We start from the raw sequence: 22,389 nt of genomic DNA on the forward strand, positions 1-22,389 counted from the left end.
ACTTTAGATATCATTTTCGGGGTTTTATCCCTAACTTGAAAGCATATCACTAATAGCTACAGAAAATGCAAAAACAACTACTATTTTCCATCCTGTTCATTGTTGGATTCTTCCTAAATTCTAATGCCCAAACCGTTGAAGAAATGGTGGCGGCCATAGAAAAAGAGGGTACCGAAAATTCCCAATTAGAGGAACTGGCCTATCAATTGATGGACCTCAATGGCCCAAGGTTGGTGGGTACGCCAGAAATGAAATCTGCGCACGATTGGGCGGTAAACACCTATAAAAGCTGGGGCATCGATGCGCAAAACCAGCAATGGGGCACCTGGAAAGGATGGCAACGGGGCATTACCCATGTTGATATAGTACATCCCAGGGTGGCCTCCTTGCATGCTACCCAATTGGCTTGGAGCCCAAGTGCGGGTAAAAAGGGAGTTACGGCCGAGCTTATTGCCCTCCCAACAATACAGGATTCCTTGGCGTTTGCCCAATGGCTTCCCAATGTAAAGGGGAAAATCGTGATGGTCAGCATGATGCAGCCCACCGGAAGACCGGATGATAATTGGGAAGAATTCGCTACCGAAGCTTCCTTCAAAAAAATGAAGGAAGAGCGGGAAGCGATGGAAAAAGCCTGGGACGAGAACATGAAAAATACCGGATATTCCAGCAGGACCATCAACAAAGTTTTGGAAGAAGCGGGAGCGGTAGCCATTGCACAATCCCGATGGTCGCGTGGATTTGGGGCGAACAAAATTTTTAGTGCCGGAACCGACAAAATTCCCGTAGTGGACATTTCCTTGGAGGATTATGGGATGCTATACCGTATGGTGGAGCACGGCGCCAAGCCTCAGATCAAGATTATGGCGGAATCCAAGGAACTTGGTGAAGTACCTACCTTCAACACCATTGCCACCATTCCAGGAACGGAACTCCCCGATGAATACGTAATCTTATCCGCCCATTTCGATTCTTGGGACGGGGCTACGGGTGCAACGGACAATGGCACAGGGACCATCACGATGATGGAAGCCGCACGGATACTTAAAAAGTTATACCCCAATCCCAAAAGGACCATATTGATCGGTCATTGGGGAAGCGAAGAGCAGGGGTTAAACGGGTCCAGGGCCTTTGTGGAGGATAACCCAAAAATTGTGGAAGGACTTCAGGCACTGTTCAACCAGGATAATGGTACGGGAAGGGTGGTGCGTATTTCAGGGCAGGGCTTTCTGCATGCCTATGATTACCTAGGCCGATGGTTGGAAGCGGTTCCGGATGCCTATAAAAACGAAATTGAAACTACATTTCCCGGTACACCTGGAGGCGGCGGTTCAGATTATGCCTCTTTTGTGGCCGCAGGGGCACCGGCCTTTTCGTTGAGCTCCCTAAGTTGGGCCTATTGGAACTATACGTGGCATACCAATCTGGATACCTATGACAAAATTGTCTTTGACGACGTTCGGAACAACGCCATCCTTACGGCCATCCTAACCTATATGGCCTGTGAGGACCCAGAAAAAACATCTAGGGAAAAAGCGGTATTGGGTATCGATCCCAGAACCGGGGAACAACGGGAATGGCCATCCCAACGTAGTCCTACCAGAAAGGGTGGCATGGATTAAAACTCATGCTATCGGGAAAATGCACCTATGAAGGTAGTAGTGCCGATCGTATGGTCAGGCTCCAAATTTCATAACCCGCTTTGTTTAAGTGTAGTCCATCCGCCATATACAGTTCGGGTCTTAGTTGGTGGTCTTGGGATATCATCTGGCTAAAGACATCAATAAATTGGGCCTGTAGTTCATGGACCACATACTTTTCCAATAACCGATTGGTTTCCAGTATATCCGGAAACATCTCCTGCCTTGCAATCGTAGGTTTTATGCTGATGATTGCCAAAGCTATGTTTACATCCTTTGCCTTGATTTTTTGTACCAAGCTCTTGCAGTCTGCTAAAACTGTTTGGGGTGATTTTCCTTCGCCCAAATCGTTCTCGCCAGCATATAATACAATCTTTTTTGGCTGTAAAGGTTCAAAGACCTCATCAAAATAATGGGCACACCAAGCATAGTTGGAACCACCAAAACCCAGGTTCAACACATTTAAGGGAGCAATGTCTTCCCTCATATGCACCCACAGCCGTATGGAGGAACTCCCATAAAAGACAACTAGGTTTTCTTGGTTTTCAACACTTCGGACCCTCCTTTTGAGTCGGTTTATCTGGTTGCGCCAGAAGTCGGAGGGGTCTTCGCCATCCGGTAAGACATTTTCAGATATTTCGTCCAAAACATCATCGGATGGCACCTTAAACCCTATATCCCTCCAAAACTTTATAAATCCCAATTTTAATTCCTTTAGATATTCCATTTAGCAGTAGCTATAGGGGGCAAAGGTACGATATGCCGATTAGTATCTGGATGTAACCCCATTTCATATAATTATCTTTAAATAACATTCGTACCTAGACCCCCTACACAAGAAGAATTCCTCACTAAAGGAGAGGCTTCCTTTAAAAAGCTTCACTCCTTGATTAGGGAGGGGTGTTACGCGACAGCGGAACGGGGTGGGTCGAGGTTTCTTACCGATACTTTTTCCATCGCCGAAAAAGTATCCAAAAAGGCTAGGCTGATTTTAGGATACTTGAAATCCAGCAAGTCCTTGGCCCGCATCGCCCAGGCCGTTTCCGATTGCATCGGAATACTATTTGGGCGATTTCCTTTTGCCAAGTCCAAGGACGCCCGGATTTACTACGTATCCCAAAATAGGCCGGTATACTCCTTAAAATTCATTTAAGTCACCTGCTACATTTAAAACCCGAAAAAGCTCCCCTCCCTGTTTAGGGAGGGTTGTTTCGCGATAGCGGAACGGGAGGGTCGGGTTAAGACTTTTTGTATTTGCTGAGATTCCAACTTTTGAACGGAAAATATACCCCAATTCATTATCTTCATAGCCCTAAAACCATCCGAAACCATGATACAAAAACTAAGCTGTCTCATCGCACTACTTTTTATTTTACCAACTACCTTAGAAGCCCAACGTAGAAAAAACAGAAATCAATCGGACTATATAAAAGTTCAAGACTCCATGTTCACTGGCCTAAAGTGGCGAAACATTGGCCCTTCAAGAGGCGGTAGAAGTGTTGCCTCCACTGGGGTCGTTGGTGAACCCATGACCTATTATATGGGAACAGTAGGCGGTGGCATCTACAAAACTACGGATGACGGACTTACGTGGAAGAATATTTCGGACGGCTTCCTAAAAACAGGTACCGTAGGGGCCATTGCCGTGGCGGAAAGCAACCCGAACATCGTATTTGCAGGTATGGGCGAACATGCGGCCCGGGGGGTGATGACCTCCATGGGCGATGGGGTCTACAAATCTAACGATGCCGGAAAGACCTGGACCCATGTGGGCTTGGATGAAACCCGACATATTTCGGATGTGATCATTCACCCAAGCAATCCTGATATTGTTTTTGTCGCGGCCCAAGGCGCCCAATACGGACCCAGTGCACAACGGGGCATCTATAAATCCGTGGACGGTGGAACCACGTGGGAGAACGTCCTTTTTGTGGATAACAATACGGGAGCTTCCTCCCTATCCATGGACATGAAAAATCCCTTGATTCTGTATGCGGCCATGTGGCAACACAGAAGATATCCTTGGGTGATGGAATCTGGTGGTAAAAATTCTGGCATTTATAAGTCTACTGATGGCGGCTCAACATGGAAACAATTGAAAGAGGGACTTCCAGAGGAAATGGGGAAAATTGGCATATCGGTTTCCAGGGCCAATCCGGAAAAGGTTTTTGCCGTCATTGAGGCCGAAGGTGAGAAAGGCGGGGTCTATCGCTCCGATGATGCCGGAAAAAAATGGAGCCAGGTGAATAATGACCGTATCAATATTGCCAGGGCCTGGTTCTACATGGAAATTTTTGCAGATCCGCAAAATGAGAACGTAGTGTACGTCCTCAATGCCCCGGTGACCAAATCCATCGATGGGGGTAAGACCTTTACACCTGTACCTACTCCTCACGGAGACAACCACCATTTATGGATCAACCCTTATGACAACCAGAAGATGGTCAATTCCAACGATGGGGGTGCCAATGTCTCAAACAACGGTGGAAAAAGTTGGAGTACCCAGGAAAATCAAACAACCGCCCAATTTTATCGCGTGATTACGGATAATTTGGTGCCTTATAATGTGTATGGCGGACAACAGGATAACACGACGGTGGCTATCGCCTCCAGGACCAACGATTCCGGTATCGATTGGAAGGACTGGTATCCCGTGGCGGGAGGTGAGAGTGCCTTCTTGGCCTTTGACCCGGATGACCCCAAATTGATTTATGGTGGCACCTATCAAGGTAATATCGACAAGTGGGACGCTGCGACCAAGGAATCCAAACCCATCAAACAATATCCGGAACTGGGCCTCAGCATTGCTCCCAAGGATGCGAAATATCGGTATAACTGGAATGCACCCATCATTACATCGCCCCATAACAGACAGACTATTTACCATGCAGGGAACGTCGTTTTTAAATCGACCGATGAGGGTATCAGTTGGACCGCCATCAGTCCGGACCTGACCAAAAACGAAACCGACAAGCATGGCCCAGGCGGAACCCCCTTTACCAATGAGGCCGCGGGGGGCGAGAATTACAATACCCTAACCTATTTGGTAGAATCCCCGCATGAGGAAGGTGTACTTTGGGCAGGTAGTGATGACGGACTCTTGCATGTAACTCGCGACGGTGGCCAAAACTGGCAAAACGTAACCCCATCAGGAATCCCCGATGGTATTGTGAACAGCATTGAGGTTTCTCCCCATGACCCGGCAACCGCATACGTAGTGGTCATGCGCTATAAGTCCATGGACTTGAATTCCTATATATTTAAAACATCTGATTACGGTACTACTTGGACCAAAATCGTAAACGGCATCACGGGAGAGCATACCTTTACGAGGGTCGTTCGGGAAGACCCCAAACAAAAGGGGCTTTTGTACGCTGGCACCGAAACCGGTCTTTTCATTTCCCTAAACGATGGTGCCCATTGGCAGCCTCTGCAATTGAATTTGCCTATAGTGCCCATTAACGACCTCATTATCCATGACAATGACCTAGTAGCCGCTACGGCCGGAAGGGCCTTTTGGATTCTGGACGACCTATCGGCCTTACAAAATATTAAGACCGAAAAGCAGGCAGTAACCGTTTTTCAACCCAAGGACACGTATTTATTTTTTGGAGGCTATACTGAAAATCCAGGGCCAGGGGAAGGCTCCAACCCAAAAAGTGGCGTGACTTTCGATTACTATCTGGAAGAAAAACTGGATTCCACTGAACTTAAATTGGAGGTGTTGTACAAGGGCAAGGTCATCCGCACCCTAACCAACCAAAAACCAAAGGATTTTAAATCGTGGCCGGGAGGTCCTTCAAAACCGGAAGTTTTGCCATCCAAAAAAGGCTATAACCGCTTTACATGGGATTTTAGAAAGGACCCCATTGTGGCCGTGGACAAGGTATTCGTTCTGGGAGGCGATCAAGGCTCGACCGTGGCCCCGGGAACCTACACGCTGCGTCTTTCCATGCCCGGAACCACTTCCGAAACGGAAGTCAATATTTTGGCAAACCCCAACGTAAAGGCAACTCCGGCGGACTATGCAGAGCAACAGGAAATGTTGAATACCATTGATGAAACGGTCGTGGACATACATGAAGCCGTCAATGCAATGCGGTCTGCCAAGGCACAACTGGAAAATTATAAAAAGTTGTTGAAGGATACCGATAGTGCTTCGGAGTTACTAAAACAGGGGGATTCCATTTTGAAAAGGATTACACAATGGGAAGAAAAATTGATACAACCCAAACAAAAAACATTTCAGGATGTCATCAACTTTAAGAACCAGCTAAATGCGCAACTTCTGACCTTAAAAGGCTATATAGACGTGGCCGAACCCAAGGTTACCCAAGGGGCCAAGGAACGGTATAGGGATCTGTTGCAGCTTTGGAACGGACTCAAACAAGAGCAACAAACCATCATTCAAAAAGAAATGGCGGAGTACAATCAAACGTACCGTTCTTTGGAGCTTCCAGCTATTATTATGGAAGAATAATGATAGAAATATATGGCCGATTTTATCTGCGACCGAACCTTCAAAGCGCAGGATTTCACCAAAACCCGTTTAAAGAGGGCGGAATATGAAAACTGCCGTTTTGAAGGTTGCGATTTTTCCGATGGCTTTTTGGACAACCAACACTTTATGGAATGTACCTTTTTGGAATGCAACTTGAGCAACGCCAACGTGGTCAATACCATTTTTAAGGAAGTCCGCTTTGAGCATTGCAAGATGATGGGGTTAAAGTTTGAGACATGCAACGCCCTGTTCATTGACTTCGGTTTTTTGGACTGCACCTTGAATTATAGCTCCTTTTATGGCCTAACGCTGAAAGGGCTTCGCATGGTAGACTCGAAACTTATTGGGGCCGATTTTACGGATTGTAACTTAACGCAGTCCCAATTCGTTCGATGTAACCTTGAAAATGCCCTATTTCAAAACACCAACCTCTCCCAAGCGGATGTAAGCACTTCAACCAATATGAATATAGATCCGGAAAGGAACGTTCTGTCCAACTGTACGTTTTCCATGGAAAATCTGCCCGGATTATTGGCCAAATACAAAATAAAGGTAGTTTCCTAATGCTTTCAAAGGTCCATCATATTGCCATTATTTGTTCCGATTATGAAAAATCCAAGGAATTTTATACCCAATTTCTGGGACTGACCATTTTAAATGAAACCTACCGAACCGAGCGGGATTCCTATAAACTGGATTTAGCCCTAAACGGTCATTATATCCTAGAACTTTTCTCCTTCCCCCAACCTCCAAAACGCACTTCCAGACCGGAAGCTTGTGGATTGCGACATTTGGCCTTTCAAGTTGGGAGTATCGAAGAAATGGTCACCCATTGCAACCAAAACAATATTGCGGTAGAACCTATCCGGGTGGATGAAATCACTGGGAAAAGATTCACTTTCATTTCTGATCCTGACGATTTGCCCATCGAATTTTACGAGCAATAATTTTATCCATTTGTAAACGGATAATTGTTACCTTGTTGCAAACGAATCATATATGAGACTATTCTTGATTATTTCCTTGTTTCTTATTCATTCCATAGGTGCACAGAATACCCTTTCTTGGGAAGAAGGAATGGAATCCCCGGAAGCCACCCTCAAACATGTAGAATGGATGACAGGGCACTGGAAAGGGGAAGCTTTTGGCGGCATTACGGAAGAAATCTGGAGTCCGCCATTGGGAGGCACCATGATGTTTTCCTTTAAATTGGTATCGGATGGTACCGTAAGTTTTTATGAATTAGGGCACATCCGGGAATTGGACGGAACTTTGTTATTTCAATTAAAACACTTTGACGGAGACCTTTTTGGGTGGGAAGAAAAAGAAGAAACGGTAGACTTTAGATTGATCAAAATAGACGGAAACAGGATCTATTTTGACGAGTTTACCCTTGAAAGGATTTCGGATCAGGAAGTGAATCTATACGTTGTCATAGAGAATGAAGATGGCACCCAGGAAGAAGTGCAGTTCAATTACAAAAGGCAATAGATGGAAAAAAGAAAGTGTCTGGAATGTGGGACGGAAGTCATGGGCAGGGCAGACAAAAAATTCTGCAACGATTACTGCCGAAACGCTTACAATAACAAATTCAACAAGGATAGTAAAAACCTCGTACGGAACATCAACAATCGCCTACGAAAGAACTACCGGGTGTTGGACAGTTTCAAACTTACGGACGGTAAAACAAAGACCACAAAAACCCGACTGATGGACAAGGGTTTTGATTTTGAGTACATCACCAATCTTTATACCACCAAAAAAGGAACCACCTACTTTTTTGTCTATGACTTGGGCTATCTGCCCTTGGACAATGATTTTTATATGATCGTAAAGCGGGAATAATAGTCACGAAAACCGCAAAAACAAAAAAAATCCGAATCTATGAAAACACTAGTATCCGCAACATGGCTTCATCAGCATATGGAAAAACCGAACCTGGTCATTCTCGATGCCAGTTCGGCGACCAATGGAGGGACCATTCCAAAGGCAAGGTTCCTGGACTTGGATCATGCTTTTGTGGATGCCTCCAGCCCTTTTCCAAATACCGTTCCCAAACTGGAACAATTTGAGCTTGCATGTCAAAACCTGGGCATCGACCAGGATTCTGAAATTGTAGTGTTCGACACTAAGGGCATTTATACCAGTCCACGGGTTTGGTGGTTGTTCCAGCTTATGGGACATAGGAACATTAGCGTTTTGGACGGTGGCCTTCCCGCCTGGATAGAAAATGGTTTTGAAACGGTTACGGAACATTTAAAGCCGACAAAAAAAGGAAATTTTAAGTCGGATTATCAAACCGATATGGTAGTGACCTTTGACCAGATCAAGGCTAATATCGACCAACAAAAATTTGTCATTGTGGATGCGCGGTCGGCCGGCCGATTCAACGGAACGGCTCCAGAACCCAGAAAACACCTACAGAGCGGCAGTATACCAAATTCCGTGAATCTTCCTTTTGAAGAGGTGTTGGAAAATGGCCGTTTCAAATCCGCGGAAGAAATCAAAAACCTGTTCCAAGGCATCCTCAAAGAACCCCAAGAAATGGTCTTTAGTTGTGGCTCCGGAATTACGGCCAGTATCATTTTATTGGCCAGTGCTATCGGATATGAAAAAAGTCTAAAACTATATGACGGTTCCTGGACGGAATGGGCGGAATTGAACCAACTAACAACTGACAATTAATAGCACGTTTTAGGAGGTAGCAAAAACCTTCAAAATTTGAATTTTCAAAAATTCCAAATTCCAAAACAATAGCATGACATATTGCAGGTTCATGCGATAGGCTCCATGCTGAAAACATGGCATTGGAACCCAAAAAAAATGCCTCCTTTCGGAAGCACCTTTGTTAACTAACTTGGTTTAAAAATTTATTTCCAATTGTGGCCGCTCAGCTTTAGGGCCGCAATGACGATGTCCTTTCTACTGATCTGCCCCACCAAAATACCGTTGCGCATTACGGGAAGCCTTCTTCTGTTATGCTGGGCAAAGATACCGGCTGCATCGAATATTGAGATATCATCGGGGATGGTTTCCACATTTTTGGTCATGAAGTTCTCCACGTTCTTTTCCAAAATAGGCTGGTTAAAATAGCGGCTCTCTGATATTTGCTTCATACAATCGGCCTCGGAGATGATCCCCACCAAAAATCCGTTGTCATCCAAAACTGGCCCACCGGAAATATGGTGCTTGGCAAACTTTTCCATGACCTCCAAAATCGACTGGTCCGGCCTAAAGGTCACCAATTTGGTGGTCATATAATCGGCCACCAATATAGGGGCCTCAAATTCCTTTTTAACGGTCTTCCTGATTCCTTGAAAGCTTTTGATTCCCATGAGTATATATTTAGCGGTTAATTAATAAATATATTAAAAAAAAGTTAATATGGTAAAAAAAATAGATGAATGGTCACATCTCTTTAATATTTAATAATTTTAGACAGAACCGATAACCAATGAAAAAGACTTCCTCCGTACTTATATTGCTCCTCTTGACGTTGGCCGTGTATTGGAGCATTGCTTCCCTAATGCCCACATATTCCGCGGATATTGACCTTGGTAAGGATAGCTTTTCCACGGATAGGGCCTTGGCCCATGTAGAAGCGATTTCCAAGGAACCGCACGGCGTTGGATTTCCCGCACATCAAAAAGTAGGCTCCTACATCGTTTCCCAATTGGAAAAAATGGGCCTGCAGACCCAATTACAAAAGGGATACACCGCCGGGGACTGGGCCAACCTCAGTAAGGCGACCAATATTCTGGCCAGGATTAAAGGAACGGGTACCGGTAAGGCCCTCCTTTTATTAAGCCATTACGATAGTAGTCCGCATTCCTCCTTGGGCGCCAGCGATGCCGGTAGTGGGGTTGCCACCATTCTGGAAGGGGTAAGGGCCTTTTTGGCCAAAAACGAATCGCCAAAAAATGACATTATCATCCTCATTTCCGATGCCGAGGAATTGGGGCTGAACGGGGCCGATCTGTTTGTAAGGGACCATCCGTGGACCAAGGACGTGGGCCTTGTTATCAATTTTGAGGCCCGCGGGAGCGGTGGCCCCGGAATCATGATTTTGGAAACCAACCGGGGCAATTATAATTTGATAAAGGAATTTACAAAGGCAAATCCCGAATATCCCGTAGCCAATTCCCTCGCCTACAGCATTTACAAATTGCTTCCCAACGATACGGACCTAACCGTGTTCCGGGAAAAAGCGGATATAGATGGATTCAATTTTGCCTTTATTGACGACCATTTCGATTACCATACGGCTAGAGACTCCTACGAACGCTTGGATAAAAACACCCTCGCCCACCAAGGTAGCTACCTCACCGCTTTGTTAGATCATTTCAGTGCCTTGGATTTGACCACCGTACGAAGTTTGAAGGAATCCGTTTATTTCAATGTTCCCATTTTTAAAATGGTCTCCTATCCCTTTGAATGGATCTGGCCCATGCTCTTTCTGGGCATTGCCCTTTTCTTAGGGATGTTGGTCTTGGGTATACAAAAAAAGGTACTCAACGGCAAGGACATGCTGAAAGGTTTTGCACCCATGCTCATCGCATTGATCATCAACGGAGCGGTTGGTTACTTTTCTTGGGGCGTGCTAAAATCCATATATCCCGCATACACGGATATGTTGCATGGTTTTACCTATAACGGTCATGCCTACATTCTCGTTTTTGTTTTTTTCTCCTTGAGCAGCTGTTTTTATGCATACCATAAGTTTCAGATGGTAAAAACGCCCAATTTATTGGTCGCGCCCCTCTTTCTTTGGCTGGTGGTCTGCACGCTCATTTGTAGCTATCTAAACGGTGCCGCATTTTTTATCATCCCGGTGTACGCAAGCTTGGTGGCCCTGTATATAGTAATCAACCAAAAAAGTCCCAACGGGTTTTTGTTGTTGTTTTTGGGATTACCGGCCATTTTTATTTTCGCGCCTTTTATTCAGCTATTTCCCATTGCCCTAGGGCTCAAAATGATGGTGGCCAGTACGGTGTTTACTACGCTGACCTTCTTTCTCCTGCTGCCCCTGATCATTCGGATACGAAACAAAAGGGGCTTGGCCTTTTTAAGTTTTTTACTGTTTTTGGGCTTTTTTGTATCGGCGCACATGAATTCCGATTTTGATGTGGATAACCCAAAACCGACCAGTCTACTGTACGTATGGAACGTCGATAAAAACGAAAGCCACTGGGCCACGTATGAAAAGGTAGTGTCGGATTGGACCAAGCAGTATATTGGCGATACCAAAATGCGACCTGAGGAGCTGTCCGAAAACACCATCAGCAGCAAATACGGTTCGGGATTCAGTTACGTAGCAGAAGCCCCAAAAAAGGAAATCGCCCCGCCGATCATCGAGGTACTATCGGATACCGTTATCGGCATGCATCGATCCCTAAAACTCCAGGTTATCCCACAACGCAATGTAAACCGGTTGGAAGTGTTCACCAACGATACGCCCATAGACAAGGCCATGGTGAACGGAATTGCACTTTCTGATTATTACTTAAAAGACCGAAGGAACGGGAAATTGGTAACCCATTACATCACTGACAACGAGCCTACCTTGCTATCGCTCGTATATCCGGCGGATGCAACTCTGGAACTTACCTTTTACGAGGCAAGCAACGACTTGCTGACAAATCCACAATTCACCGTCCCAAAACGACCAGAAGACAACATCCCTATGCCCTTTGTGCTGAACGATGCCATACTAACCATCCAAAAAATGAAGTTTGAATAAGGTAATAGGAGTCATAGGCTGCGGCTGGTTGGGACTTCCCTTGGCAAAATCGCTCGTAACAAAAGGGTATGAGGTAAAGGGTACCACAACCTCCAAGGAAAAATTGGAAACCCTTTCCAATGTGGGCATCGCACCATTCCGGGTATGGCTTTCCGAAAATGAAATACAGGGAAATATCCAGGAATTCCTAAATGGGACGGACACGCTAGTGGTCAACATTCCTCCAAAACTTAGGGGCAAGGGACCTAAAGAGAACTATGTCCGTAAGATAGCACTGTTGGTAGCCAATATATCGACCTCGGCCGTTCGCGAGGTGCTTTTTGTGAGCAGTACATCGGTGTATGGGGACGGCCAAGGGGAAGTGGATGAGGAAACCCTCCCGGTACCGACATCGGAAGCCGGCAAACAGCTTTTGGAAACGGAAAAATTACTCACGGAAAATCCAAATTTTGAAGCGACCATCCTTCGGTTTGGGGGACTTATCGGTCCGGATAGACATCCCGTACATATGCTATCTGGTAGAACGAACCTTTCGGGAGGCAATGCCCCCGTCAACCTTATCCATTTAGAGGATTGCATCGGCATCATTACCTCCATAATCCAAAACAATTTGTGGGGCGAAATAATAAACGGGGTATATCCGGTCCACCCAACAAAGAAATCCTACTATACTCAAAAGGCCCAAGAGAAGGGATTAAACCCACCCAGTTACAATACGAGTGAGACTGAAAATCTGAAAAAAATCACTTCTTGTAATCCTTTTATTACTAAAAATTACGTTTTTTCCGCATCTATTTAGTCTATTTTAACCACAACTTTTGGCGCTTTCACAACAAAGTCCGCCATTTTTTGTTAATAAAATGTTGGTTTTTAATGGGTTATCGACGAAATACATAACTTAGAGTGAACTTTAAAACAAATTGTCATGAAAAAATCTAAGCTTAACGAACGGATTATCATGGAGTTGGAACGCTTGATCGCGCAAAGTTGCGGAGACGAGCGAAAATCCAGGAAGTTTACACAGCTACATGTAGCCTTGCTCAAAAAATATTATAATGCCGCCGATGTTTCCATCGATTATCACAGACACCGCGTAAAAATGGATGTCATAATGGACGATGAAGCCTACAGGCCAGGGAAATTGAACATCAACTTACCCGTCCTGCATACCAACCTTTTGTTTGGCAACCTTAAGAGCTTTCTCCGTTCCTGTATTGACAGGGACCACAAAAGTCTTGGTTTTTATGCCCAACTCCTGAAGAATTTTAAACAAAAGGAACAGGTCTATTCGCTCGCCTAGGAAATTTCGAATAAAGCAAATCAAGGACACCCAACGGTGTCCTTTTTGTTTTATCCCAAAATATGCAATAGAAAATCTAGTATGGTTTCAATCTACTTCAAAAACACGCTATTAAAGCTTTATTTTGATGTAACCATAGCGATTCTATGCTAGAATCAAGAAAACACCTATGTTTATTGTATTTTGAAACATCATTACGAAGTCTTAATGCATAATTTGGGTTTAAGGACAATTAAACGGTTCATTAACAAGTTCATTGGGAATAATTTAATAGTTTAGCGCACCAAAAAATAAATCAGTTCGTGATGAAAAGATTCATTGTTATTTTAGTGCTTACCATGGGTTTCTATGGAACGGCACAGACCAAAAGTGAGCTATTGAAGCATTATGAGGCCTTTTACAACCAAATGCGGTTGCAAGGCGATGTGGATGGTGTCATCAATGCACTAACGCATTTGAACGTGTTGGCCCCTTCCCAGGAGCGTATGGATACCTTGGCCTATATCTATGCCAACGACAACCAGCACCTACAGGCCCTGAATACCATTGGTATTGAAAAAGTGGACACGGATTCAGATTTGGCCGTGCAGGTTAAGGCAATTTCCCTAAAAGCCTTGAACCAACCCAAACGGGCCTTGGAACAGTTTGAAGTACTTTACCAGAGAAATCCAAATCCGTATCTGGCCTATGAGCTGGCAGACCTCAACATTCAAATTGGTGACAATGCCAAGGCATCCACCCACATTGAATACGGCATCGCCAATTCCAAGGACGATATGCGTTATGCTTTTTACGAGCGTCAGCAACCCTATGATGTTCCCCTAAAAGCGGCATTCATTCATTTAAAGGGACTTGTGCAGTTCAACACGGACAAGGAAAACATCGATGCGGCCATTGCGACCATCGACGAGGCCCTGGCCATTGACCCTAACTTTAACCTGGCAAGTTTGAGCAAGCAGGCACTTACCTCTAGAAAACAAGCCCCTGCGGAAGAACCAAAAAAGTAAACTGTTTAAGAAATATTGAAGGGACCGTTCGAAAAGCTTTTTCTTGAACGGTCCCTCAATTTTTACGTAGTTCCTCCAACAAGGCAGTGTCCTTGGCCTCCTTGATCTTGATCAATTCCCCCACATGTTCGTTGGGTACGGCAATGGACAGTACATAGTGGGCAATCTTCCAAGATCCGTCTACCATTTTTAGCACTCCGGAGCCCCTACAAAGTTTCATTTGGGTATCCAAAAGTTCATTGAACCACGCAAACTGTTCGGTAGCGTCCACATAGACATTTCGTTCCACGGCCGTAAAACTCCATGCCCTTCCCTTGTCAAAATGGGGTTTTGCATACTCCTTGAATTCGGCCAGTTGCCAATTTTCCGTAGCATCGGTACCGATAAAAACGGCATCATGGGTCATTAATCCGAAATACCCATCAAAATCAGCTTCGGCCGCGGCCCGATGCCATGCATCCAAGGTCTTTTCAACGGTTTTTGTTTCGGTTTCCTACCCGGTTGAAACCGCACATATAAGTAGAAACAGAATATAGCTATACGTCTTCATTTTCGATCAGATCGGTCGGTAGGGTATTATTTACGGTCACATCAAACTGCTTTCTCAGCGCATTATAGGCCGTAATGAGTTCCTTGATGGAATTTTCCGGGTTCAGTCGGTACTCCAAATCTCCCTTGGTTTTTAAAATATACGTCTTAACCACCTTTTGCCTGCCCTTCACCTGAGGGATATTGAACTCCGCCGGGTATTCACTGGCTTCCAATAGCTTTTGCTTTTCTACCAAATCCTCAATGACCAACACCAAATCCTCCCGGAAGCCAATGGTGTAAATACGTTCAAAACTCTGGTGGAAGGAATAATACTCCTTCCATTGGGCCAAAATGGCATCGGACTTCGCACTTACGGCAACCACCGGGGGCAGCTCGTTGGCCATGGTCTCAAAGCTGGATTCGGCTACGTTGGCCGACTCTTGGACGACATCTTTGCAGGAGCCCAAAACCAACAGAAACAAAAGAAAATACAGGAATTTTGGCATGGACCGAAGGTACAAATTTTAAGAAAAGGTATCTTTACCACGCAGGTCATTTAACTACATTTTTAATGGAAAAATACATTTTGATTATCGGTGCATGCGGTCAGATAGGAACGGAGCTGACCCTTACCCTAAGGGAACGTTATGGGAACGACAAGGTCATTGCCAGCGATATACGGGAGGGCAGCGATTCATTGATGAATTCCGGGCCTTTTGAAATCTTGGACGCCACCAATTACGATACCCTGGAGGAAGTAGTCGCCTATTATGATATCAGCGAGGTGTATTTAATGGCCGCCATGCTCAGTGCCACGGCAGAGAAATTCCCCATGCGCGCCTGGAACCTCAACATGAACTCCCTTTTCAATGTGTTGAACCTAGCCAAGGAGAAAAAAATAAACAAAATCTTTTGGCCATCCAGTATTGCCGTTTTTGGCCCAAATACCCCAAAGGACCATACGCCACAACATACCATCATGGAGCCTAGCACAGTGTACGGCATCAGTAAACAGTCTGGGGAACGTTGGTGCGAATATTATTTTAAAAAGTTCAACGTGGATGTGCGCAGTCTTCGCTATCCAGGACTCATTAGCTGGAAGACCATGCCCGGTGGCGGTACCACGGACTATGCCGTGGAAATCTATCACAAGGCCTTAAGCCAAGGGCGTTATTCCTGTTTTTTAAAGAAGGATACCATGCTCCCCATGATGTTCATGGACGATGCCATACGGGCCACCTTGGAATTGATGGAGGCCGATACAAAAAAGATCAAGGTGCGGTCCGCCTACAACCTTGCAGCCATGAGTTTTGATCCCGCGGAAATGGCCCGAAGCATCCAAAAGCATATTCCCGATTTCACCATTGACTATACTCCCGATTTTAGACAGGATATTGCCGATTCCTGGCCGAAAAGTATCGATGATTCCGATGCACAGAAGGATTGGGATTGGCACCCGGAATTTGATTTGGACCGCACTACGGAAACCATGCTGGAAAATTTAAAATCCTAGCAATACCTTACAACATGGTACCGCCTGAGGCCTCAATGCGCTGGCCATTGATCCATCGGGCATCTTCCGTGCATAAAAACGCGACCAAACCTCCAATATCCTCGGGTTCCCCTACCCTGCCCAAAGCCGTTACACTGGACACCATTTTTCGTTTTTGCTCGTTGGACTTGTTTTCCCCATTCCCAAAATCGGTTGCAACCGCACCAGGTGCTACCACATTGGCCCTGATTTTTCGTTCGCCAAGCTCCTTGGCCAAATACCGGGTAAACACCTCCACGCCACCCTTCATGGACGCATAGGCCGAGGATTTTGGAAAGGTGAATCGGGCCAAACCGGAGGAAATATTGATAATGCCACCACCATCGTTCAAATATTTTAAGGCCTTTTGGGTCAAAAAATAGACCCCTTTTAAATGAATGTTCATCATTTCGTCAAAATCCGCTTCGGTAGTTTCCAAAAATGGTTTGTAAATGCCCGTACCGGCGTTGTTGATGAGAAAGTCGAAGTGGGTGCCCCCCATGGATTCTTGAAGACCCTCTTCCAATCGGCCATAAAAGGCATCAAAAGTGGAAACATCGCTTGTGTCCAATTGCAGGGCAAAGGAATTTACGCCCTGTTTTTTTACTTGTGCCACCACGTCCTCCGCTGCAGCTTGGTTGGAGTGATAGGTAATGACGACATCCAAACCTTTCTTTGCAATCTGCAGGGCCATATCTTTGCCCAGTCCCCTACTTCCACCAGTGATTACCGCTATTTTATTCATGCCCATAGTTCAATTGTTTTTGGTTTTCAAAGTTAGCAACCGTTTATATCCAAAGGTGTCGATGGATATTCCGGTCAGATCCGTTTCTTTATCATCATCGGGCCATAAGATACACTCTTTTGTAATCTCAAAGCGTATGGTCGACTATTGAAATGCATTTGGGGACGTTTTAAAAAATATTCGATTACGTCCCCAAGCCCATTTATTTTCTTTTGTGCGCGGGTTCCCAAATCAGTCTAAGAAAGGAGCTTAAACGCTCATTTTCGCGACTCACAGGAATTCCCCCAACGATACCGATCATAAGATTATCGGCTATACCCAATCTCATCTGAGGTCGTATGGTCATGTCAAAATCCCTTCGGTCCATGGTCTTGTTGAATTCCACTCCTATAAAATTTCGGGTACCCGCTATCATATAATGAAAACTGGTATTGATGTCGTACGTGGTGTGAAACTTTTGGGTCTCAAAATTTTGCGCTATCATGGGACCTGTATAGATTAGGGAATGAATATTGGTCCCCCATCGCTTTGCTACGACCAGAAAAGGATTATAGACATTTCCTGAAATTAATGGTGCCCCAAAATTTCTAAAGTTGGACAGTTCAAATTCGTTGATGTATCCCAATGCCATGGAAGTGGCCATAGGTTCGCTCACAAAAAAGGACCATTGCGCAGCTATCTTTATACTGTTTAATTTGTTTGAAGGCAACGAATCCCTTTGGGTACCGTTTAGGGGCGAGTAAAAAGTAAATGGCAGCTCAACTTCCAGTCCCAACCGATCCATGGGGGCCCATTCGTACTCGATCAAGGCTTCGTAGGAATCAAACTTTAAATTATCTGTGAGTCCCAGCCCTAGGTTCCATTCCTTTTCTCCCCTTCTGGCACCCAGATCACGGATAAGATCAATATAAAGAGGTTCCGCATGCAGTACCTTATCGGGTTCTTTTTGGTTTTCCACCTGTTGAATATATAAACTGTCTTTTTCGGCATTTGAAATTTGGGACATGCCGGTGGCCGAAAGTGTCCATACGAAGAAGAACACCCCTAATTTTTGAGTTTGCATTTTTAATTTGTTAAAGCATTTGAAAATAATCCCATGTCGCTTTTGCGATGGGAAACCAGTGTGCTGAAAAACAAATTAAACCTTGGGCGGAGGTGTAATCAATTGACCAAACCCGTGGGGCAAGTGCATTCGATAATTGGGAAAGGTCTTTATAGCGGTTTCAAAATTAGAAGTATCCAAACCATATTCAAAAAAGAATGCTGAAATAAGATTTATTTTCACCTTGGAAGAAGTATTGTGCTCCTCCGTATCCGGGTCATCAAATTCCTCAAAAGCTTCCTCAAAACCCAATAACTGCTCCACCACAATTTCCACAATACTCTCTTGGTCATTAAAGGCAAGATTTTCTGGAATATATTCTGGCTTTGGGTCTATGGTATCCACACTAATGTTCAAAAGGTACACTCCCATGAAACCCCATAGAAACCTTATATAAACGCTATTTCTTAATTGATCGAACACGGGCCAAAATTACGATCCCGGCTAGACTTACCAAATGTTTAACCCATTTTTAACGTCAAGGGGTCTATGTCAGATCATCGGGCTCTATATGAATAAGGACATGTTCCAGATAGGGTATGACCTCCTTGAGATGGCCCTCTATTTCATGCCCTTCCCGTCTTCAAGAGACCGATTTACATTGATAGTTTTAGGTAAGGGCCTTTGCCCTTTCCGATGTCGCTATTTTTAAAGCCCATAGGATTTTCTGGCACTTGCAATCTGTTCCTGTTCCGTAGTTTCAGGATACAACAGATATCTTGGGGCGATGATGGGTTTTACCTGTTCCCCGGTTATCTTCGTGATGGTCGAAAAGGGAAATTTCCCCTCGGTCATTTTAGTCAGTATCCCTTCCATTGCTTGAAATTCGGGATGGGTTTTTTGTATGATCTCAGCCTTGCCTTTCACCTGAAAGCCCTTTTGTACCAAAATATCCAGAAAGCTGATACATACCTTTGGATTCTGCTTTATGTTTTTTACCGATTGGGGCGAGGCAATATTCGCCACAATAATACTATCCTCTTGGTAGGGGGCAAAGATTTCCTTGGGGGAAACGTTGGGCAGGTTATCCTTGGATGCCGTGGCCAGCCAACACAAGACGCTTTTGGACATACACGCTTTGAGTACTTCGGATTGTTTCATTGGTATGGGTTTTTACGTACGGCTATTATTCCAGCCTGCGCATCATGGTCATGGTTCGAGTTACCAATCGCCACCTATCCTCAAATTTTAAAAAGGTACTTGAGAATCGGATTTTCCCTGGAACGGGTCTTCCCATTATGGTTCCTTTCATATCCAAAACGCCAATAACGATTCCAGTATTCCCGGAAAGGATAACCTTATCAACTTGCACCTTGATCTCGGAAACATTTACATTATCAACTCCGTTTATCGCCTGATCTTTGGTTTCCAACATACCATTCCCTGCAATCAACACAAATCCTTCGGTAGCACATTCCTCCAAAGGCTTTGTATTCTTATTCAAGGTATACTCTTTAAATAAGCGTTCGTTCAATGCCTTTAACTCGTTTTGAGTTTCTTGATTCACGTCCTGACCCAGTCCCATAAATGGAAGCCAGAGCAGCAAAAGGATACTTGTTTTCATGGTAGTTATATTAAGGTTTAAACTCATTTTTAACTTCTTCATAGGTTTCCAAACAGGAATCCAAGTCGATTCCGGCTGTATGGATGCATTCGCAGAATTGATATCCCGCTTCCTGTTTGGGTGCATTGGTGAATTGTTTTTTGCAATCCTTTATCGAATTATGGGGCATCACTTCATGACCAAACTCGGCATAGGCCACGGTGCCCACCATGACCAAAAACACAAAACCCGCAAAAAGATAGGGAAACCTCCAACTGTACTTCTTCGGTTTTTGAAGGATTCCTAAATCTGAAAAGTGGTTCAGAGGCAGCAGAAAACGAACTCGGTCATAGTTCCAAACGATCAAGAATAGGCAGGCCCACACCATGAGGGGCGCCGTCACGTAGGACCCCTCGAAACGGACCGCATACGACAGCAACCAGATATTGACGATTATGGGAAAATAGAGCAAGGCTCCCAGGGTCACCGTTCTGGGAATCAACAATAAAATAGCGGCCAAAATCTGTGTCACGCCAATAAAGGTGTAATAATAGCCGGTATGGTGCAGGGCCTCTAGATAGGCTCCCATGGGATGTATCATGGACAGGCCACTGGCAAAGCGCTCCCCAATAATCTTGACCCACCCGGCCACCAAAAAGGCAAAGGCCAAGGAAACCCGACAAAAAATGGAAAACAACCAATACCAGCGGTTGCTTTTGATGGTCAGATAGAAATGTTCAAATTGGGCGAGCATGGACTACGTGGTTTTCGTACCCTGGTTAACTTAATAAAATTAAAGGTATATGAATATGTCCGTAAACCATTTTCTTGGCATTTAAACACAAATTGGATTTAGTCGCAATCCTTGTTAACATGGCACGTCCAATTTGCAATTATAAAGAAGCTGTATAAGGGCTTTTTTAATTTTATCGAAAGTACAGAATCATAAAAACGATGCACTTTCACCTACTACTTGACTTAAAACTGTTTGTTCAAGTTGTGATATTCAATTTTTTCCATGTAAGGAAAAAAAGGTAAGGTTTTAATAAGTTCTTTTGTCTTTGCTTCATCAATATTCTGAAAAATTAAAACAGCATCCTTTTTGCTTACTGATATAAAAAAGCTTTCCAAGATTCCTTCTTTTTTCCATGTATCTACAAATTCCATTTCCTTTTTTGGTAGTTCTGGATTTGATTTGATCGTTTCTATACCACCCTCTGATAACGTGATCAAGACCAATATTCTATTCATATTTTTTCAAATTAAAGTTCTTAAACAAAGTTAATCTTATAAGCTTGTACAAATAGATTTAGCTTTGAAAATTGTTACGGTGTTAAGTGCCCACAATGGGCAAATCTGCCCCCGCCTCTTAATACCAAACATTAAGCCCTGAAGAAGCTATCTTTTTTTGGTTGTACCACCAATGCCGCCAAGCGATCGGCGTCTTTTTGGTTATCGTGAAAAAACCAGGATGCAGGCATCTCATTGCTTTTCACTTCTGGATGGGCTTGGCCATAACTCTTCCAAATGGTGTAAACCGTAGGGTCTATTTCGGTTTCCGTAGGTATTTCAGTTTTAGGTTCGCTTTTGCAGCTAGCCAAAAGGAGTAGCAAGATAAAAGGGAGGGTTTTCATTTATTTATAATCAACGGACTAGGCTATGAGTAGTTGCATGGGTTAGCACTTAACCCCGCCCGTACCGAACGGCACGTTCGGGCGGGTTTGCAAGTACACACCAAACTGAAAATCCTTGCGGATTTTCAGAAGTAAGCGAGAACAAGCAATTACTTAAATCCATTGTGGTGCTTTCGTTATTTTTTTATTTCTGATTCGATTGCGATATTAACTTTTTTAAGAAATTTCAATAAATCATTCTCTTCTTCCAATCCTGATTGCCTAACAGTAGTAATGAAATCAACCCAAAAAATAAATTCAGGATTACGAAAAGATTTTTTGTTGTCCCTTGAGAGCTTGTTATAATCAATTATTTCTTTTTTTGATGCAATCATTGGCCAATAATATTCTCTTCTTAATTTTTCTATAACTTTAGTATCTTCATCTGCGTCAATAATAAATTCATTTATTGAGGATAACATATATCTAATTTCTTTATTCTGTATTAAGTTAATTCTCCCAGAATTTATTACTGAATTCAAAATTCCAAGTTTAGGGTCATAGGTATAATTATAATTCATAACAATTAAGATAGACTGCAAGCTATCATTGGAAATACTATTTAGCTTATTAGTGTCAGTTATCATTGATTTAATTTCCTTTCCTGCAACCAAAGATTTTTCGTGTTCAGCTATTATTATTTCCAGTGCTTCTATATTAGATTTTATCTCTGTATTTAAATCAAAAAGAGCTTCTTTTTCAGAATCAGAGTCAATTCTTTTTTTGTTCCAATTACTAACTTGCAATGCGATTAATATTCCAATAACTACAAGTAAAATCTCTCCAAACGCATATTTAATATACTTTCCAGTTTTTCCTTCTGAAAGCAGATTTTGTCTAATTTTTCGAAAGAATTTTATCATTTGTTAATGGTTGGTTTTAATGAAGCACAACGTTTGGGCTATGAGTAGTTGCGTGTGTTAGCACTTAAATTTGCAAGTACACACCAAACTGAAAATCCGTGAGGATTTTCAGAAGTAGGCGAGAACAAGCAATTACTTATAGCATCTATGTAAAAGCAGCGTGTCCTTTATCTTTAAAGTTCTCTAAAACAAAAAGATATGAAAACGGAACACACT

At 43.8% G+C, this 22,389-nt stretch carries 26 protein-coding genes; 12 read left to right on the top strand and 14 right to left on the bottom strand.

Annotation, left to right across the window (positions count from 1 at the left end; genetic code table 11):
• Positions 1-65 precede the first annotated feature (65 nt).
• The gene (locus FEK29_RS08375) at positions 66-1,619 is read left to right on the top strand and encodes a M20/M25/M40 family metallo-hydrolase (protein WP_138257968.1); all 1,554 of its coding nucleotides are present in this window, start codon (positions 66-68) and stop codon (positions 1,617-1,619) included.
• A gap of 25 nt (positions 1,620-1,644) precedes the next feature.
• Here the strand turns inward: FEK29_RS08375 and FEK29_RS08380 are convergent, their stop codons facing one another.
• Entirely contained in the window at positions 1,645-2,364 is a 720-nt protein-coding gene (locus FEK29_RS08380; RefSeq protein WP_138257969.1) for an SGNH/GDSL hydrolase family protein, read from the bottom strand.
• A 176-nt stretch (positions 2,365-2,540) separates the two neighbouring features.
• Positions 2,541-2,690 carry a hypothetical protein gene (locus FEK29_RS17930; protein ID WP_161595332.1) on the bottom strand — a complete coding sequence of 50 codons (150 nt, stop codon included), beginning with the start codon at positions 2,688-2,690 and terminating at the stop codon, positions 2,541-2,543.
• Positions 2,691-2,967: 277 nt separating this feature from the next.
• Here FEK29_RS17930 and FEK29_RS08385 point away from each other — a divergent pair, with 277 nt between their 5' ends.
• Genes FEK29_RS08385 through FEK29_RS08410 form a run of 6 tightly spaced genes read left to right on the top strand, consistent with a single transcriptional unit; the run spans position 2,968 to position 8,823 of the window.
• Positions 2,968-6,117, top strand: a complete 3,150-nt coding sequence (locus FEK29_RS08385; RefSeq protein ID WP_138257970.1) for a VPS10 domain-containing protein — start codon at positions 2,968-2,970, stop codon at positions 6,115-6,117.
• Between the two features lie 12 nt (positions 6,118-6,129).
• Complete coding sequence (locus tag FEK29_RS08390; RefSeq protein ID WP_138257971.1) at positions 6,130-6,702, top strand: pentapeptide repeat-containing protein; 573 nt, start codon at positions 6,130-6,132, stop codon at positions 6,700-6,702.
• Positions 6,702-7,085, top strand: a complete 384-nt coding sequence (gene gloA2 / locus FEK29_RS08395) for an SMU1112c/YaeR family gloxylase I-like metalloprotein (protein ID WP_138257972.1) — start codon at positions 6,702-6,704, stop codon at positions 7,083-7,085. Before FEK29_RS08390 ends, gloA2 begins: the two co-directional genes overlap by 1 nt.
• A 52-nt stretch (positions 7,086-7,137) precedes the next feature.
• Positions 7,138-7,629 (top strand): DUF6265 family protein, encoded by a 492-nt coding sequence (locus FEK29_RS08400; protein WP_138257973.1) that lies wholly within the window; start codon positions 7,138-7,140, stop codon positions 7,627-7,629.
• Positions 7,630-7,983 carry a hypothetical protein gene (locus tag FEK29_RS08405; protein WP_138257974.1) on the top strand — a complete coding sequence of 118 codons (354 nt, stop codon included), beginning with the start codon at positions 7,630-7,632 and terminating at the stop codon, positions 7,981-7,983.
• A gap of 39 nt (positions 7,984-8,022) precedes the next feature.
• Complete coding sequence (locus FEK29_RS08410) at positions 8,023-8,823, top strand: sulfurtransferase (RefSeq protein ID WP_138257975.1); 801 nt, start codon at positions 8,023-8,025, stop codon at positions 8,821-8,823.
• A gap of 185 nt (positions 8,824-9,008) precedes the next feature.
• Here the strand turns inward: FEK29_RS08410 and FEK29_RS08415 are convergent, their stop codons facing one another.
• Positions 9,009-9,473 (bottom strand): CBS domain-containing protein, encoded by a 465-nt coding sequence (locus FEK29_RS08415; RefSeq protein ID WP_125221560.1) that lies wholly within the window; start codon positions 9,471-9,473, stop codon positions 9,009-9,011.
• Positions 9,474-9,592: 119 nt separating this feature from the next.
• Here FEK29_RS08415 and FEK29_RS08420 point away from each other — a divergent pair, with 119 nt between their 5' ends.
• From FEK29_RS08420 to FEK29_RS08435, 4 genes are all read left to right on the top strand, one after another.
• Positions 9,593-11,878: a M28 family peptidase gene (locus FEK29_RS08420; RefSeq protein ID WP_138257976.1), complete on the top strand. Its 2,286-nt coding sequence runs from the start codon at positions 9,593-9,595 to the stop codon at positions 11,876-11,878.
• On the top strand, positions 11,871-12,677 hold the full coding sequence (locus tag FEK29_RS08425; RefSeq protein WP_138257977.1) for an SDR family oxidoreductase: 807 nt from the start codon (positions 11,871-11,873) through the stop codon (positions 12,675-12,677). Before FEK29_RS08420 ends, FEK29_RS08425 begins: the two co-directional genes overlap by 8 nt.
• Positions 12,678-12,803: 126 nt before the next feature.
• Positions 12,804-13,178 carry a hypothetical protein gene (locus FEK29_RS08430; RefSeq protein ID WP_138257978.1) on the top strand — a complete coding sequence of 125 codons (375 nt, stop codon included), beginning with the start codon at positions 12,804-12,806 and terminating at the stop codon, positions 13,176-13,178.
• Positions 13,179-13,483: 305 nt separating this feature from the next.
• On the top strand, positions 13,484-14,185 hold the full coding sequence (locus FEK29_RS08435) for a tetratricopeptide repeat protein (RefSeq protein ID WP_138257979.1): 702 nt from the start codon (positions 13,484-13,486) through the stop codon (positions 14,183-14,185).
• Between the two features lie 55 nt (positions 14,186-14,240).
• On the opposite strand, the gene FEK29_RS08440 is transcribed toward FEK29_RS08435, so the two are convergent.
• Both FEK29_RS08440 and FEK29_RS08445 read right to left on the bottom strand, forming a co-directional pair.
• The gene (locus FEK29_RS08440) at positions 14,241-14,648 is read right to left on the bottom strand and encodes a nuclear transport factor 2 family protein (protein WP_138257980.1); all 408 of its coding nucleotides are present in this window, start codon (positions 14,646-14,648) and stop codon (positions 14,241-14,243) included.
• Between the two features lie 73 nt (positions 14,649-14,721).
• Positions 14,722-15,222 carry a hypothetical protein gene (locus FEK29_RS08445; RefSeq protein ID WP_138257981.1) on the bottom strand — a complete coding sequence of 167 codons (501 nt, stop codon included), beginning with the start codon at positions 15,220-15,222 and terminating at the stop codon, positions 14,722-14,724.
• 65 nt (positions 15,223-15,287) lie between these two features.
• Between FEK29_RS08445 and FEK29_RS08450 the strand changes: the two genes are divergently transcribed.
• The gene (locus FEK29_RS08450; RefSeq protein WP_138257982.1) at positions 15,288-16,229 is read left to right on the top strand and encodes an NAD-dependent epimerase/dehydratase family protein; all 942 of its coding nucleotides are present in this window, start codon (positions 15,288-15,290) and stop codon (positions 16,227-16,229) included.
• A 7-nt stretch (positions 16,230-16,236) separates the two neighbouring features.
• Here the strand turns inward: FEK29_RS08450 and FEK29_RS08455 are convergent, their stop codons facing one another.
• The 9 genes from FEK29_RS08455 to FEK29_RS08495 form a co-directional block, all read right to left on the bottom strand.
• Positions 16,237-16,998, bottom strand: a complete 762-nt coding sequence (locus FEK29_RS08455; protein WP_138257983.1) for an SDR family oxidoreductase — start codon at positions 16,996-16,998, stop codon at positions 16,237-16,239.
• A gap of 196 nt (positions 16,999-17,194) precedes the next feature.
• Positions 17,195-17,998, bottom strand: a complete 804-nt coding sequence (locus FEK29_RS08460) for an HAEPLYID family protein (protein WP_138258007.1) — start codon at positions 17,996-17,998, stop codon at positions 17,195-17,197.
• A gap of 132 nt (positions 17,999-18,130) precedes the next feature.
• On the bottom strand, positions 18,131-18,466 hold the full coding sequence (locus FEK29_RS08465) for a hypothetical protein (RefSeq protein ID WP_138257984.1): 336 nt from the start codon (positions 18,464-18,466) through the stop codon (positions 18,131-18,133).
• A gap of 276 nt (positions 18,467-18,742) precedes the next feature.
• On the bottom strand, positions 18,743-19,195 hold the full coding sequence (locus tag FEK29_RS08470; protein ID WP_138257985.1) for a pyridoxamine 5'-phosphate oxidase family protein: 453 nt from the start codon (positions 19,193-19,195) through the stop codon (positions 18,743-18,745).
• A 25-nt stretch (positions 19,196-19,220) separates the two neighbouring features.
• Positions 19,221-19,658 (bottom strand): nuclear transport factor 2 family protein, encoded by a 438-nt coding sequence (locus FEK29_RS08475; protein WP_161595333.1) that lies wholly within the window; start codon positions 19,656-19,658, stop codon positions 19,221-19,223.
• A gap of 10 nt (positions 19,659-19,668) precedes the next feature.
• On the bottom strand, positions 19,669-20,391 hold the full coding sequence (locus FEK29_RS08480) for a DoxX family protein (protein WP_138257987.1): 723 nt from the start codon (positions 20,389-20,391) through the stop codon (positions 19,669-19,671).
• 224 nt (positions 20,392-20,615) lie between these two features.
• Positions 20,616-20,888, bottom strand: coding sequence for a hypothetical protein (locus tag FEK29_RS08485; RefSeq protein ID WP_138257988.1), 273 nt, complete (start codon positions 20,886-20,888; stop codon positions 20,616-20,618).
• Between the two features lie 131 nt (positions 20,889-21,019).
• Positions 21,020-21,271 carry an ASCH domain-containing protein gene (locus FEK29_RS08490; RefSeq protein ID WP_138257989.1) on the bottom strand — a complete coding sequence of 84 codons (252 nt, stop codon included), beginning with the start codon at positions 21,269-21,271 and terminating at the stop codon, positions 21,020-21,022.
• A 176-nt stretch (positions 21,272-21,447) separates the two neighbouring features.
• A complete protein-coding gene (locus tag FEK29_RS08495) occupies positions 21,448-22,173 on the bottom strand; it encodes a DUF6090 family protein (protein WP_138257990.1) in 726 nt (241 codons plus the stop codon).
• Positions 22,174-22,389 lie beyond the last annotated feature (216 nt).

The organism is Maribacter aurantiacus, from assembly GCF_005780245.1.
GTDB lineage: Bacteria > Bacteroidota > Bacteroidia > Flavobacteriales > Flavobacteriaceae > Maribacter > Maribacter flavus.